The 15,961-nt window shown below is 31.0% G+C and carries 13 protein-coding genes; 5 read left to right on the forward strand and 8 right to left on the reverse strand.

Going from position 1 to position 15,961, the window contains the following annotated elements; genetic code table 11:
• Positions 1 to 301: CBS domain-containing protein (locus IAI56_RS13410; RefSeq protein ID WP_187658355.1), on the forward strand; the 301-nt coding region annotated here is incomplete at its 5' end.
• A 1-nt stretch (position 302) separates the two neighbouring features.
• On the opposite strand, the gene IAI56_RS13415 is transcribed toward IAI56_RS13410, so the two are convergent.
• The gene (locus IAI56_RS13415; RefSeq protein WP_187658356.1) at positions 303 to 1,049 is read right to left on the reverse strand and encodes a LytR/AlgR family response regulator transcription factor; all 747 of its coding nucleotides are present in this window, start codon (positions 1,047 to 1,049) and stop codon (positions 303 to 305) included.
• Positions 1,049 to 3,862 carry a sensor histidine kinase gene (locus IAI56_RS13420; RefSeq protein ID WP_187658357.1) on the reverse strand — a complete coding sequence of 938 codons (2,814 nt, stop codon included), beginning with the start codon at positions 3,860 to 3,862 and terminating at the stop codon, positions 1,049 to 1,051. Before IAI56_RS13420 ends, IAI56_RS13415 begins: the two co-directional genes overlap by 1 nt.
• A 140-nt stretch (positions 3,863 to 4,002) precedes the next feature.
• On the opposite strand from IAI56_RS13420, the gene IAI56_RS13425 reads away from it, so the two are divergent.
• Positions 4,003 to 5,457 carry a hypothetical protein gene (locus IAI56_RS13425; protein ID WP_187658358.1) on the forward strand — a complete coding sequence of 485 codons (1,455 nt, stop codon included), beginning with the start codon at positions 4,003 to 4,005 and terminating at the stop codon, positions 5,455 to 5,457.
• Between the two features lie 166 nt (positions 5,458 to 5,623).
• Entirely contained in the window at positions 5,624 to 8,416 is a 2,793-nt protein-coding gene (locus IAI56_RS13430; RefSeq protein WP_187658359.1) for a LamG-like jellyroll fold domain-containing protein, read from the forward strand.
• A gap of 134 nt (positions 8,417 to 8,550) precedes the next feature.
• On the opposite strand, the gene rpe is transcribed toward IAI56_RS13430, so the two are convergent.
• From rpe to IAI56_RS13445, 3 genes are all read right to left on the reverse strand, one after another.
• A complete protein-coding gene (rpe, locus tag IAI56_RS13435) occupies positions 8,551 to 9,210 on the reverse strand; it encodes a ribulose-phosphate 3-epimerase (protein ID WP_187658360.1) in 660 nt (219 codons plus the stop codon).
• Positions 9,211 to 9,407: 197 nt separating this feature from the next.
• A complete protein-coding gene (locus tag IAI56_RS13440; protein WP_007804760.1) occupies positions 9,408 to 10,271 on the reverse strand; it encodes a sigma-70 family RNA polymerase sigma factor in 864 nt (287 codons plus the stop codon).
• 80 nt (positions 10,272 to 10,351) lie between these two features.
• Complete coding sequence (locus IAI56_RS13445; RefSeq protein ID WP_187658361.1) at positions 10,352 to 11,314, reverse strand: helix-turn-helix domain-containing protein; 963 nt, start codon at positions 11,312 to 11,314, stop codon at positions 10,352 to 10,354.
• 107 nt (positions 11,315 to 11,421) lie between these two features.
• On the opposite strand from IAI56_RS13445, the gene IAI56_RS13450 reads away from it, so the two are divergent.
• Both IAI56_RS13450 and IAI56_RS13455 read left to right on the forward strand, forming a co-directional pair.
• Positions 11,422 to 12,147, forward strand: coding sequence for an LA_2272 family surface repeat-containing protein (locus IAI56_RS13450; protein ID WP_187658362.1), 726 nt, complete (start codon positions 11,422 to 11,424; stop codon positions 12,145 to 12,147).
• Between the two features lie 4 nt (positions 12,148 to 12,151).
• Positions 12,152 to 12,754: a hypothetical protein gene (locus tag IAI56_RS13455; protein ID WP_187658363.1), complete on the forward strand. Its 603-nt coding sequence runs from the start codon at positions 12,152 to 12,154 to the stop codon at positions 12,752 to 12,754.
• Between the two features lie 62 nt (positions 12,755 to 12,816).
• Here the strand turns inward: IAI56_RS13455 and IAI56_RS13460 are convergent, their stop codons facing one another.
• The 3 genes from IAI56_RS13460 to IAI56_RS13470 form a co-directional block, all read right to left on the reverse strand.
• On the reverse strand, positions 12,817 to 14,976 hold the full coding sequence (locus tag IAI56_RS13460) for a polyribonucleotide nucleotidyltransferase (RefSeq protein WP_187658364.1): 2,160 nt from the start codon (positions 14,974 to 14,976) through the stop codon (positions 12,817 to 12,819).
• Positions 14,977 to 15,117: 141 nt separating this feature from the next.
• Complete coding sequence (rpsO, locus tag IAI56_RS13465) at positions 15,118 to 15,387, reverse strand: 30S ribosomal protein S15 (protein ID WP_169523625.1); 270 nt, start codon at positions 15,385 to 15,387, stop codon at positions 15,118 to 15,120.
• 106 nt (positions 15,388 to 15,493) lie between these two features.
• On the reverse strand, positions 15,494 to 15,961 hold a 468-nt coding region (locus tag IAI56_RS13470; protein ID WP_425323633.1), incomplete at its 5' end, for an energy transducer TonB.

Raw genomic sequence — 15,961 nt, forward strand, 5'->3', positions numbered from 1 at the left:
TGTAGTTAGCGGAAATAAAATAATTGGGATGTTGAGTTACACCGATTTACTTCGAATTTCGTTTGCTGATGCTGTTGATGAAGAAGAAACAAGTGTTGATGTAACCGTTTACAATATGTTTTCGGTAGAACAAGTGATGGCAAGAAATTTAGTAACGGTTTCTCCTGAAACAACCATCAAAGAAGTAGCTGAAATATTAGCTTCCAAAGAATTTCATGCACTCCCTGTTTGCGAAGGTGAACTTTTGGTTGGAATTGTAACCACAACCGATTTGATAAAATATCTAATTGAGCAGTATTAGGTTACCTTTCAATTTTAGTAAAAAAAGATAATAATTCTTCAGATTTTTCAGGTGAAACAGGTATTTCTTGTTTGTTTTTTAGAATTATAGTTCCTCCATCTGATTTGCTATAACATTCAATAAATGTTATATTTACGATGTATGATTTATGGCATCTGAAGAATTGTTTATAAGTTTTTAATGTGTCTTCGAAATTTCTTAAAATTCTGCTGGTTATATGTTTTTTTCCATTTTCTAAGAAAACTTGAGTGTAATTGCTGTCTGCTTTTAAATACATAATCTCTTCTGATGGGATTAGTTGTAAATTATTTCTGTCAGGAATTGCGATTTTGGTTTCTTTAGTTAGGCTTTCATTCAAAGAAACTAATTGTTCATAGTTTTGAATGTTGTTTTTTTGTTTGTAACGATTAAGGGTTTCTTTTAATTCGTCTGGGTCAATGGGTTTTAATAAATAATCTAAAGCAGAAGTTTTAAAAGCCTGAAGTGCGTACTGATTATAAGCAGTTGTAAAAATGATTGAGAATTGAATTTCATTTTCGCCAAAAAAGTTGATTATTTCTAATCCGTTGTATTTAGGCATTTCAATATCTAAGAATACTAAATCGGGTTTGTGTTTTCTGATGGCTATTACTCCAGACGGCAAATCATCACAAACTGCTACAACATTAATTTCATGTGCCACTTGTTCTAGTACACCTTGTAAGTAAATTTGAGCTCTTTTTTCGTCTTCTATAATAATGGCTTTCATTATAATTCTATTTTAATTGTTACTTTAGTTCCTTGACTTTCAGAATGTTCATCATATAAATCTTCGTAGTTAACATCAATTTGATATTGGTCTTTGTTAAGTAACATAATTCGTTCTAAGTTGGCTTTTGTTGCAAAAGATTTTGGTTTTGAGGTGTTTAGCTGATTGAGTTCGGCTGATTTTATTCTTCCTATTCCGTTATCGTAAATGGTTCCTATTAATAGATTAGAGGCTTCCCATTCAAATTTTATTTCTAGTTTTTTATCTTTATTACTGTGTGATAAGCCATGAAGAATTGCATTTTCTACATAAGGCTGGAAAAGCATTGTTGGAATTTTAATGCTTTCAAGATTTAAAATGCTATCATGCTTAATTTCAAATTTCAAATCTTTAAATCGCATTTGTTGTAGTTCTAAATAAAGTTGTAGTGAAGCGATTTCATCTTTAAGTGAAATAGAATCTACATCAGAAAATTCAAGAATTTTGCGTGTTAATTTTGAAAATTTCGATAAATAGCTAGAAGCTTCTTTAGTTTCATTCGTAAAAATATAAGATTGTATGTTGTTTATTGCATTAAAAAAGAAATGGGGATTCATTTGCGACTTTATTAATTGTAATCGAGACTCTTTTAAATTGTTTTCTAAGGTTAATTTTTCAATAGCTTTTTCATTTTTAACTTTAATTTGTTTGATTTTCCATTTGTAAATTATAGTGACCAAGGTTAATACAAGAAAAATAGTGATTAAAATAAACCAAGTGCGTTTCCAAAATGGAGGTAAAATTTCGAAAGAAATAGTGTGAATAAATTCAATTTTAGAAGTGTTTTTATCTTGTATTCCAATTTCGATAAAATATTTTTCCGGAGCTAATGAAACAAGTTTGATGTTTTTAGAAGTATTATTTAAATTTTTTAAAGCACCATTGATTCTATAAACCAACTGATAATCGCTGTCGAAATCAAAATTTAATAAGTTAAAATTGATTTGAATGTCATTTTCATCGGCCTTTAATTTTGTGTTATGAATCGATTGAATTTTTTCGTTTACCGAACTATTTTCAAGGATTATTTTTGGTTTCTGATACGTGCTTTCAATGGATTTTTCTTTACTTACTCGAATGATTTTATCTTCCGTAATCACGAAGTAATTATTTCTCAACGAAAGTAAATCTTTAATTTTTAAAAATTTACCAACAGAAAATAGTTTAGTTATTTTATTGTTGTTTAACTTAAAAACGGTGTTTTTGTCAACTAGTATAGTTTCGTTTAGATCCTTTTTTAATAATGTAAAGGGACGATTACTATTTATTTTTCCAATTACATTCCCTTTGATTTCAAACAATTCGCCTTGATTACTAAGAGCAATTATTCTTTGGTTATCTGTGATAAGGGTTTTAATAAATAATGTCTTATTATGATAATTTACTGGTTGTGTTTTTCCATCTTTTATTTTTAATAATCCATTATTAGTTGCAACAAGAATTTGGTTGTTTGAACGATCAAAAGCAATAGATTTTCCTCTAATATTTGTTAGTAGGTTGTCTTTCCAATCTATTATTGGCTTTGTGTAGATTGAATTGACAAATCCAGTTCCAGTAGTTAAAAATGAATTGTTTTCAAAAGGGATTATTTGTTTTACGGCACTGTTAAAGTGAGTTACTTTTTTATCTTTTTTTCTTATGACATAAAAGCCATTAGCGGAAAAGAAATTAAAATCAGTATCAATATTAAAATTGAGGTAATATATTGGATGAAAGTCTTCATTTTTCCAATAGGTTTTATGGTTCAATTCCGAATCTAATTCAAAGATTTTGCCAGAGCTTGAACTTACAAATAATTCATCTCCATTGCAACTTATGCTGTTAAATTTTTCATTTTGAAGTTGAAGTTCCCAAGTGTTAAAGTTTTTAATTATAAAAATCCCTTTAGACAAAGAAGTAAACCAATATATGTTGTTAATGTCCTTAAAAACTTTTGAGATATCGTCAGCAGGAAGTTTTGAAGTGAAGGTTAATTTTTGTCCATTCAAAGTAAATGCTTGAACTCCTTTTTTTGTGCATAACCAAATGATATTGTCAATAATTTCAAAGTTTTGAATGTTTTTATCAATTTCAATAGATGCTATATGTTGAAAGCTATTATTGGAAAATTTGTAAAGTTTGCAGTTGAAATTTGGTTCCTGTGCTAGGAAATAAAGTTGATTGTTATGTTTAAACGATAAAAGTTTTTGGGCTAATTTTATAGCTTCATTATTTATTGTTTTTCTTTTCCAATTTTTCAATGAAATTGTTTGCGTTCTATTATTGCCAAATATTATTTCATCCTGATAAACTTCGAGGAAACTGGTTTGTATTTTAGGAATCTTAATTTCATTACTAATTTTTAGTGTTTTTATGTTTCTCACTTCAATTCCATCCCAAGTTGTTTTAATTAAATATTCTTTGGTAATCACAAAATTGACAAAGCCGATATTGTTTTTTTGAGTAAAAGTTTGCATTTGGTCTTTACCATCAATAAAAAACAAAAAGCCATCAAAAGTTTGATACCAAATTCTTCCCAAATCGTCTTGTTTAATGTTTGAACCCGCTTTAGAATGTAAATCCGGATGAGAATAAGACTTAAGGTCAAACCCATTATACTTGAGGAGGCCTTCATCTGTAGCTATCCAAATAAAACCTTTCGAATCTTGAAAAATATCATAAACAACAGAAGATGGCAAACCACTTTTTATGTCTAATTGGTCATAAAAAATAGTTTGACTACCAGCTGTTAAAGTCCATAGAAAGAGTAAAAAATATAAAAGTTTATTTTTCAAATTATAAGTTTTTGCAAAGGAATTAATAAAATGGTATTCAAAAAATATTTTCACTCACTCAAAATAGGGTTTCATTTAATTAGTTGATATAAATAATCTTATTTGATACATTTTTGTTTAAAATTATAAATTATATTAAAATGAAGACAAAAATTTTTATTACTATTTTATTTGTTTTTTTACAAATTACGTTTTGTAATGCTCAATTCAAAGATTTGCTAAAATCCTCAAAAGAATCAAAAAAAGAACAAACTTCAGTTGTCTCTTCTGATGATTTGCTAAAAATTTCAAATGAACTACAACAAATAGTTGCAAAACGTTTTTTTGACAAATACTCTTTTGATGGCTTAACTCGAATTGCTGCATATTCTCATATTCCGAAATTAGAGATTAGTAGTGAAACCCAACCTTCTTTTAATTGTAGTTCAGTATTTCCATCTGATTCAAAATTTGAAAAGGACGAATCTGGAAATGTCACAAAATTTTTATTAAATTTTAATACAACAAATTCATTTCAAAACACTTGCTATTTATATGAAATCATACATCCTACAGGGGCTTATGCTTTTGGAAGTGGCAAAATGTCACAAAAATATATAGATGGGACTAATCGTGTTGAGAGTAAATTAGTAATGTTTTTTGATAATTTTATTCTTATTGGCACCGATAGAGAAAGTGGTAAATATACATTAGGCTATGATTTTCAAATTATTGGAACAAAAAATGTTTTAAAACAAATTAGTAAACAATTCAATTATGAATCGTTTAAAAAAGCACTTAATGAACCACTTCAAAATTATTATAATCAAATGCAAGTTTTGTTAAAAGGAGGCGATCAAAAGATGGCAGAAGAAAAAAGAGCAAAATTTGGTATTAAAGGCAAAGAATTAGTTTCATTAACAATTGAGCCTTCTCAATACAACAAACTTTATCAAGGTCAAGTATTTAACTTTGATGTAGTTGCTACACTCAAAGATGGTTCAAAGTTATCAACACGTCAAGGATTCTTGGATGAGTATAACATAAGAGTTGAAGGATTAGAAAAAAATGAATTTAAAGATGTTGATGGTAAAGTAACGATTTCTTATGAAATTGCTAAAAAATACATTCCAACAAATGATATTATAAAAATTTCAGCTACTTCAAAATATCACTCCAATATTAAATCGGCTGAGTATCTAGCAAAACTAGATTATGAAAATTGTGAATGGACATTGAATGATAATGGTGATCAGTTTACAACTCACAAAAAGCCAGCAGGAACTTTTCGAATTGAAGTAAAATCAGCAATTGATGTGAACTCCAAAAAGGATTGTTATGCTTACAAAGTATATAGTAAAGGTGAATTGATAGCTCATTTTAAACAAGTTAAAGCCAAGCCAATTGTAGTAAATGCAAGAGGAGGGAAAGGAGCAAAACCTAACTTTGGAAATCAAAATGGTGGAAACGGAGGAACAATAACTGTTGTTAAAGATCCAAGTGCAAAAGATTGTGTGATTGTTTATGACATCAATGGCGGTACTGGTTTTACAACTAATTTCTCAAATGGTGCAAAAGGCACATACACAGAAACAATTCAAAAATTAGCTTGGTAAATTATTTTATCCATTTGTAATAACGATTTTTTCTTACTATATAAAACAAAGTGAAAACCAATTTATAAGAGTTGGTTTTCACTCACTCAAAATAGGGTTTTATTTAATTCGCTTCTATTTTAAAATTTAAGTCCAACATATTTGTACCAAATTTAATTTTAAAAATATGAAAAAAATAGTACTTTTTTTGTTTTGGTTAGTTCAAGTGAGCTGGGCACAAACACTAATAGCTAAGTTTGAATTTAATGGTAATTTAGACTCTAGTAACGGAGCAAATACTTTGATTACAAATTCAGGTTATTCAGGAACAGTTTCGTACACTAATGACAGGTTTGGTCAAGCAAATAGCGCTTGTGTGTTACCTACAAATGTAACGGCAAATCTTTCAACAGTATTAACAAATTTACCACAAGGAAATAGTAATAGGACGGTTTCGGTTTGGGTGAAAAATATAAATTATCCCAATAATGCTCGGATCAATGTTTTTGAATATGGCAACAGTAATGCTAATCAGCAGTTCAGTTTGATTCATGAAGGTGTTTCGTTTAATAGACTTTTTGTAAATAATGGTGTTAGTTCCTATACATCAGATAATAATAAAGCAGCAATCTATCCAGGAGGTTGGTACCATTATGTGGTAACACATGGAAATAATACATTAAAAATTTATGTAAATGGGTTGTTAGTATTAAGCCAATCTAATGTTACGCTTGGAACTTTTGGGAATACATTTAGCTTAAATTTTGGAGCAACACCATTTGCTAACTCTCAATTGCATTATGATGATTTAGAAATCTATGATGTAGCACTAACTGAAACGCAAATTCAAAACAAATATACAGCCGAAACTCCACTAAATTCGAATCAATTAGTTGCTTATTTTGGCTTTAACAATAGTTTGACCGCTCAAAATAATTCAAGTTTAGAATTTAACACTAGCAATGCTACACCATATACAACTGGGTTTAACGGGCAAGGACTGGATTTTCAATTGAGTACACCTGCATCAATGCCGTTTCAACCTTCGCAATTAAATAATAATAATTTTACTATTTCATTTTGGAATAAACGATCAGGTAATCCAACCTTTACCTTTGAAACAATGTTTGAAGCATTTGGTGCGATTTATTTTAGAGATGGAACGGCAAATGCCTCAACTAGAACTAATTTTGGATTCAATTTTGGTGGAAGTAATTGGCAAAATGTTGAAATAAATAGATGGATAAATAATGAATGGGTACATTATGCTGCTACTTTTGAGCCTACTGCAGGAAATGCAACTATTGTAAAATGGTATAGAAACGGAATATTAATTTATGAACAAAATATTGGTAGTGGAGTTTTAAACCAATCTTTTGAAAACTTCATAACACTTGGTGGTGGTTTAACAGGTAACGGAAGTGGAACATTTTTAGCGAGTAAAAATGCTTCAAATATGCAGTTAGATGAACTCTACATTTACAATAGAGCGTTAACTCAAGCTCAAATTATGGCTTTACGATATCAAGTACCTTCTTCTTGCCCAACAGGAAATGTTACTTTAACCACACAAGCGGAAGTGGATGCGTTAGCAAGTTGTACTACTATATCAGGAAATTTAACTGTAAATGGTGGCGGGAATGCCTTGAACTTAGCACCGTTAAATAATATTACAAGTGTTACTGGAACTTTGTTTATTACAGGTGTGTCAAACAATCAAACCAATATTTTTCCAAATTTAACAACAGTGGGTAATGGTATTGCAATACAGAGTAACACCTTTCAACAATTCGGAGGATTTAATAGTTTAACAACCCTTACTGCTGGAACGATTCTATTTCAGTTAAATTCTCAGTTAACTACGATTTCTGGTTTTACCAGTCTAAATAGTTTAACTTCTAGTTTTTTAGGTTTTGCTCAAAATAATAATTTAGAAACAATTAATGCATTTTCTAATTTACAAACCGTTAATGGCTTGTTAATAAGAAATACAAAGTTAACTAACTTGGGTTTTCTTTCTTCATTACAAACCAACAATGGTCAATTAAGTGTTGAGAGTAACTCATTGCTTACCAATGCCACTTTTCCGAACATAGTAAACCACAATTTTTCAAACGGAATAACTGGTTCAAGATATATAAGGTTTATTAATAACACTTTATTAACCACAATTGGTAATATTAACTTTAACGGTTCAAGCACATGTGAAGCATTAACTATTAACGGAAGTTTAATCAATTCTATAAGTTCGTTTGGTACTTCCAGTTTTTCTGTTAACGGAGAGGTTTTTATTGCAAATAATTCGGTAACAAATCTTAATTTTTTAAATCAATTAACTAGCTGCGGTGGTATAAGAATTTCACAATGTGCACAAATAACAAGCCTTACAGGATTAGCGAACTTAACAACAATCAACGGGCAAGCTTCTAATGCTGGATTAACAATTTTTAATAATATTAATTTAACGACGTTAAATGGTTTAAATACAACTAATTTAGCATTGATGAACCAGCAAGTTGTAATAAATGGTAATACTGCTCTTACAAACATAAGTGCTTTATCTTCAATACCAGTATCAGGAGTTTCTACATTAACTATTTCTAGTAACGGACAATTAGCTGCTTGTGCTAGTATCTGGTTATGTGATTATGTGGCAACAGGAAAGCCATTAACTGTTTTAGCTAATGCCACAGGCTGTGAATCAGTTACAGCAGTGAATTCAGCATGCACAGCATTATCAACCTCTGATTTTGATTTGAATGAGATTAGTTTATATCCTAACCCAACAAATTCTGTTTTCAATTTAGAAATTCCAAACGAAGTGGTGAAACAAGTTGAAATTTATGATTTGTCAGGTAAAAAGTTATTAAAATCAAATCAACATCAAATAGATGTGAGTTCATTTGCAACGGGAATTTATATGGTTCAAATACAAACAGAATCAGGAAAGATAGGAGTTAGTAAATTGGTTAAGAAATAATGAAGAAAATAGAATTTTACAAACTTGAGATTACACTATTCCTACTGTATCTCGTTTTGTTTTCCATTGGATTCTTAATGTTTAAATAAAAAAAACCTGACAGGTTTCAAAAACCTGTCAGGTTTGTATTTGTTTTATTTCGTAATTTCTTTTAAATCAGCAATAGTAGCAATTGGATTATTTGCTCCAAAAACATAACTTCCAGCTACTAGAACATCAGCGCCAGCGTCAACCAATTGTTTGGCGTTTTTATTGGTAACGCCACCATCAATTTCGATTAGTGTAGATGCGTTTTTTCTATTGATTAATGCTTTTAGTTTTTCAACTTTAGCATATGTATTTTCTATAAACGATTGTCCACCAAAACCCGGATTTACACTCATAATACAAACCAAATCGATATCTTGAATTACATCTTCAAGTAAATCGATGTTTGTATGTGGATTTAGAGCAACACCAGCTTTCATTCCTTCGGCTTTGATTGCCTGAAGTGTTCTGTGTAAATGCGTACAAGCTTCGTAATGAACGGTCAAAACATCAGCACCTAATTTTTTGAATGTTGAAATATATCGGTCTGGATCAATAATCATCAAATGAACATCAATAGTTTTTTTGGCATGTTTATTAATGGCGTCCAAAACTGGCATTCCAAAAGAAATATTTGGAACAAAAACACCATCCATAATATCAATGTGAAACCAATCGGCTTCACTTGTATTAATCATTTCGATGTCGCGTTGTAGATTAGCAAAATCAGCTGCAAGAACTGAAGGCGCAATAAGGGTATTTTTCATTATTTGTGTGTTGTTTGTACAAAGGTAAAATTTAACCACAAAGTTCACAAAGTTTTTCGCAAAGTTCTCTAAGAGTTTGTAGGCAATGCAAAAGATTTACGATGACGTAAAAAAAATAAAACTCCGGTAATCAGCCGGAGTTTCAATCATCAATCAAAAAACGAACAGTTAATCAGACTGTTGTTGCGTTTATAGGCTTAGCCTAAATAAGTTTTCAAGATTTTGCTTCTTGAAGTATGTTTTAATCTGCGGATTGCTTTTTCTTTAATTTGACGAACACGTTCGCGAGTTAAATCAAAAGTTTCTCCAATTTCTTCTAATGTCATTGGATGTTGATCGCCTAAACCAAAGTACAAACGAACTACGTCAGCTTCTCTTGGTGTAAGAGTTTCTAATGAACGCTCAATTTCTGTACGTAATGATTCGTGAATCAATTCTCTGTCAGGATTTGGCGATTCACCAGAACGTAAAACGTCATATAGGTTAGAATCTTCTCCTTCTACAAGTGGTGCATCCATTGATAAGTGACGACCAGAATTTTTCATAGATTCTTTTACGTCATTTACGGTCATATCAAGTTCTTTTGCAATTTCTTCAGCACTTGGCGGACGTTCGTTAGATTGCTCTAATAAGGCGTACATCTTGTTGATTTTATTGATAGAACCAATTTTGTTTAATGGTAAACGAACGATACGAGATTGTTCTGCCAAAGCTTGCAAAATCGATTGACGAATCCACCAAACAGCATACGAAATAAATTTAAAACCACGAGTTTCGTCAAAACGTTGAGCTGCTTTAATCAAACCTAAGTTTCCTTCGTTAATTAAATCGGGAAGTGTTAAACCTTGATTTTGGTATTGTTTTGCTACCGAAACTACGAAACGTAAATTAGCTTTTGTTAATTTTTCCAAAGCGCGTTGATCTCCAGCTTTGATTCGTTGAGCCAATTCTACTTCTTCATCGGCAGTAATAAGGTCAACTTTTCCAATTTCTTGAAGGTATTTATCTAAAGATGCGGTTTCACGATTGGTAACCTGCTTGGTGATTTTAAGCTGTCTCATGTATATTTTCTCCTTTACTTAAAGTGTTCAGGTTGTTATACGTGTTAGGTTTCAAAAAAGTTACAATTTAATAAAAAAAATTAAAAGAGCAAATCAACTTGATTGTTTAATTGTTCGAGATAATAATCGATTTTTCGGTTTGCCCGATTGAAAAATAAATTTTGGTCTTTAATTCCAGATTGGTTCAGTGGTTTCGAATTGATGATTTGCTGGTTGAAAAATTGATGAACATTGTGGCAACTTTCTTTGTTGTCTGTTATAAAATAACCTAATAAAGTATATGGAATAAACATAGTAAGTTTTTCATTGGTTTCAATTAGCATATTATTGTTCAGTAAAATCAACTCGTTATAATAGATAGAAAAATTAGAATTGGGTTGATTTGATTTGTCTTTTATCAATTTTAAAATACGCTTTAAGTCTAAATACAATGCAGTTGCACTTTTAAAAGAAAGTAAGCCTGATTCGTAGAAATATAAAATTTGTTGTAAACTGCTATTGATTGTCGTGTCGTTCCACACTTCTTTGACAATAGCATTTTCATAGATTTTTTTTAGTTTTTGTGTATGTTCCATAAACGATTCGTCGACCACAAAATTTTCAAACGATACATTTATTTGTTCCGAATTCAATAACGTTAACCAAACGTATGCTTTAAATTTTGAGATAATTGTGTTGTCCATAAAGTAAAATAATGGAATGTCTTTTGCCGAATAATATAGTGTTGGTTTCTCGGTAACGGTTAATTGCTCAATTCGTTCAGCCGATTTTTTAAAATAGGACAACATGTCTTTCAACGAAGTGATTTCGATGGTTTTTTCCACAATTACTTTGTCGTTTTTCAAAAATAATTTGTCTAACGAAATATTGAAATGATTGGCTAGTTGTAATGTTTCATCAATGGAAAATTTACTTTTCCCCGAAACTCTTCGGTGCGCGGCGTCATAGCTAATGTTCAAAATACCAGCAATTTCATCGTTTAATGAAGTCGATGTTGACAGTTGTTTTCTAATTTCTTTTAAAAGTAATTCTTGATTGTTCATAATTATTTTGCGATAATCACAAATATAATAATTTAATTAATTGATTTTATCAAATTATAATGCATTAATCGCAATAATTTTGGATTATAATTTTAAATCAAGTTATAATGAAAACAAAAATTCTATTGCTTCTAGTTTCGGTATCAAGTTTTGTTTCAGCACAAGACACAATTCCTTTTCCAAAAATTGATTCAATTAAAACGCATTCGCAAGTATTTAGCTTATCACCAATTTCAAAAAAGGTTGATAAAGTAAACGGATTAGTTTTTGGTGTTGGTCATTATCAGAATAAACATATTGAAAAGCAAACCATAAACGGAGTTAATGTAGATTTAAATCCTGTCGGTTTAGCAATTCCGATGATTATCGTTTTTATTCCTGAAATGATTCAAAAAGGCTCATTTTTAAAAGAAGTTAAATCAGATACTATTGTTAAAGTTGATATTAAATTCCCACAGATTCAAATAAATGGTTTACATCTAAGTACTGGATGCTTTTTTACCAATGTTAGTATGAATGGATTGAATATCTCGTTGCTAAATCGATTTACAAAAATGAATGGTGTTTCTATCTCGCCAATTGGCACTCAAGCTAAAGTCATGAATGGATTTTCTTTTGGAATTTACAATGGTTTTAATGAAAATAATGGATTAAGTATAGGGTTGGTCAACGAATCAATGAATTTAAAAGGTATCCAATTTGGAATATATAATTCGGCTAATACTTTGAAAGGAATTCAGATAGGCATATTTAACATATCTAAAAAAAATGGTTTGCAAATAGGAATTTGGAATGTAAATAACAAAAGGTCTATGCCTTTTATAAATTGGTAAAAATATGAAGAAGTATATTATTGTATTGATTGGGCTTATGTTTAATATCATGCAATCTCAAACTAATAAGCCAGAATACGAAAGGGTTTATATTGAAATTGGATATTTAAAACCATTGGACAAATTATCTAATAAATTTGATATATCTCCGTCTTTTGGATTTTGGTTTCGAAATCGAATCCAAAAAAATGATTATGTGGATTTAGGATTTAATTTCTTTATTCCTAATAATCCATCCAATATAAACTTTAAATTTCAAGACACTATTTTGAGTTACAAGTCAAGATATTTTGCTATAAATATTGGCGCTCGATTTGCAAAAGTTTTACCATTGTCTTTGCAGACAAATGATTTTAATTTTGAATGGAATTCAGGCGTTGGATTAGCACTAAATGCTTATAAAGCACCTGATGAAATTGATTTTGGGGATGATCATAGTGGTGAAATTTTGACAACATTTTATATTTCGCAGGGAATAAAGGTAAATTATAAAAATGTTGGTTTGCAATGTCATTATCAATGGTTGCCATATGGTTTTTTTTCAGAAAGACTAGAGAAAGATTTTGGCTCGCAAAGTTTGATGTTTGGAATCGTTTACAGACAATAGCTAACTAAAAAAACCCAATTCAACTAAATGAATTGGGGTTTTATATATTTGAAAAATTTAATTTATTCCGATTTTGGAGTAATTTTATTTTCTTCTCTTGGAGGTCTTGGTAAAAGTGCTTTTCTAGAAACTTTTTCTTTTCTAGTTTTAGGATCAACACCTAAATATTTCACCATGAACACATCACCCATGTTTACAACATCAGTAACATTTTCTGTTCTTTCCCAAGCTAATTCCGATACGTGTAATAAAACTTCATTTCCTGGAGCTGCAGTATATTCTACAACTGCTCCAAAATCTAACATTTTAATCACTTTCACTTCATAAGCTTCTCCCATTGCTGGTTTGAAAATGATAGAATCAATTTTAGCTAAAACTGCTGCAATTCCATCTGGATCTGTACCAAGAATCTCAACAACTCCTTGTTCGTCAACTTCGTTGATTACAATTGTAGTTCCAGTAGCTTTTTGTAATTCCTGAATTACTTTTCCACCTGGTCCAATCAAAGCACCAATAAAGTTTCCAGGAATCGTTCTCATGATGATTTTTGGAGCATGAGCTTTAACGTCTTCTCTTGGAGTAGCGATAGTTTCAGTGATTTTTCCTAAAATATGCATTCTTCCATCACGAGCTTGGTTCAAAGCTTGTTCCATAATGTCATAACGTAAACCATCAATTTTGATGTCCATTTGACAAGCTGTTATGCCATCGGCAGTTCCAGTTACTTTGAAATCCATATCACCTAAATGATCTTCATCTCCTAAAATATCTGAAAGAACAGCAAATTTTTGACCATCTGTAATTAATCCCATAGCAATTCCAGAAACTGGTTTTACCATTTGAACTCCAGCATCCATCAACGCCATTGTTCCAGCACAAACCGTTGCCATAGAAGATGAACCATTTGATTCTAATACTTCTGAAACTACTCGAATTGTATAAGGACAATCAGCAGGAATCATGTTTTTTAAAGCTCTTTGAGCCAAGTTTCCATGACCAACTTCTCTACGTGAAGTTCCTCTTAAAGGTTTAGCTTCTCCAGTTGAAAATGGTGGGAAATTATAATGTAAATAGAATTTTTCTTCTCCTTGTTCGCTAGGCGAGTCAATTTGGTTTGCTTCTCTAGTTGTTCCTAAAGTTACGGTTGCCAAAGCTTGTGTTTCACCACGAGTAAATAATGATGAACCGTGAACTCTTGGCAGATAATCCGTTTCACACCAAATTGGTCTGATTTCGGTAGTTTTTCTACCATCAAGACGAATTCCTTTTTCAAGGATTACGTTTCTAACGGCTTCTTTTTGTGTTTTGTAGTTGTATTTTCCAACTAATTCAGCCAAATCAGCGTTTTCAGCATATTCTTCTTCAGTAAATAAGGCTTTTACTTCTTCTTTTACTGCTGCAAATTTTTCACCTCTTTCGCTTTTTGCAGAAGCTTCTTGTGCAATGGCATAATATTTATCATAAGATGCTGCTTTTACTTTTGCATGAACAGATTCGTCTTCTTTTTCGCCTTCATATTCTCTGTAAGCTGGCGAACCAACAGCAGCTCTTAATCTTTCTTGCGCTTGAATTTGAACTTTGATAGCTTCGTGAGCAAATTTAATGGCTTCAACCATTTCTGCTTCTGAGATTTCTTTCATTTCTCCTTCAACCATTGCAACAGAATCCATTGAAGCTCCAATCATCATGTCAATGTCAGATTGTTCTAATTCGGTTCTGCTTGGATTGATTACAAATTTTCCGTCGATACGTGCAACACGAACTTCTGAAATTAAATTGTAAAAAGGAATGTCTGAAACTGCCAATGCTGCTGAAGCAGCTAAACCTGCTAATGCATCTGGCATAACATTTTCGTCATGAGACATTAATTGAATCATCACTTGCGTTTCTGCATGATAATCATCTGGGAAAAGCGGACGTAAAACTCGGTCAACAAGACGCATTGTTAATACTTCGCTGTCACTTGGACGTGCTTCTCTTTTGAAAAATCCTCCAGGAAAACGTCCTGCAGCTGCAAATTTTTCACGGTAATCTACCGTTAAAGGTAAAAAATCAACACCAGGATTTGATGTTCTTGCTGAAACTGCTGTTGCTAATAACATTGTGTCGCCACAACGTACTACTACAGAACCATCGGCTTGTTTTGCTAATTTACCTGTCTCGATTGTGATGCTTCTTCCATCACCTAAATCGATTGTTTCTTGGGTTACTTTTGGAATCATAAAAATTAATTCGTTTAAACTATTAGGTTAGTTGTGTTGTTGTTGTGTGTGCTAGTAGTTGTTTGTAACCCAATGAAAAACCGAAACTTTCTTCTTTATTTTTAAAACAAAAAGAGGCGCGAAAGCACCTCTTTATATGTATTATTTTCTAATACCTAATTCTTTGATAATCTCACGATATCTGTTGATATCTTTTTTCTTTAAATAGTCAAGAAGACTTCTTCTTTTACCTACCAAAAGAACTAATGAACGCTCAGTGTTGTAATCGTGACGATTTCTTTTCAAGTGCTCAGTAAGGTGAGAGATTCTGAATGTAAACAACGCGATTTGACCTTCTGCCGAACCTGTGTTTTCTGCTTTTCCTCCGTGTTTAGCGAAGATTTCTGCTTTTGTTTCTTTACTTAAATACATTCCAATATTTATTTAAATGATTATTATGTATGAATGGAGATTTTCTCAATTCGAGTGCAAAGGTAGATTTATTTTTTGATTAGACAAATAGTTGTTCGAAAATTAATTAAGGAGAGTGAAATTTAATGGGAAAGGTAAATGGGAATGAATTTTTTATTCCTCTGGTTTGTCCGATAGTCCAGCCTTTTGTGTAGCTTTTTAAAGCTCTTATTGCTTCATCGTCTGTATTTCCTATGCTCTTGATTACTTTTGGATTAATTAAAACCCCTTCATCATTAATTATGAAATAAAGTAGTATTTCACCCTTAAACCCTTCAATATTTGGAATGTTAAAATTGTCTCCAAAGTGTTTATAAAAATAATCAAATCCTAGGTTTGGTTCTGGAAGTTTTACTGTCGCAGTATAAAAATATTTTTTATTATTTTTATCGACACTTTCTCCCGAAATTAAATCTCCAGACTTGTAAATCTCAGAAAAGGTATAGTTATGTTTTGTGTTAATTCCTTTCCATTCGCCGTCTTTATACCCATTTTTTAGTTGTCCTTTTGAAATAGAATTTAAGTAATAATTAAC

The sequence above is a fragment of the Flavobacterium macrobrachii genome, from assembly GCF_014486675.1.
Classification (GTDB): domain Bacteria; phylum Bacteroidota; class Bacteroidia; order Flavobacteriales; family Flavobacteriaceae; genus Flavobacterium; species Flavobacterium macrobrachii.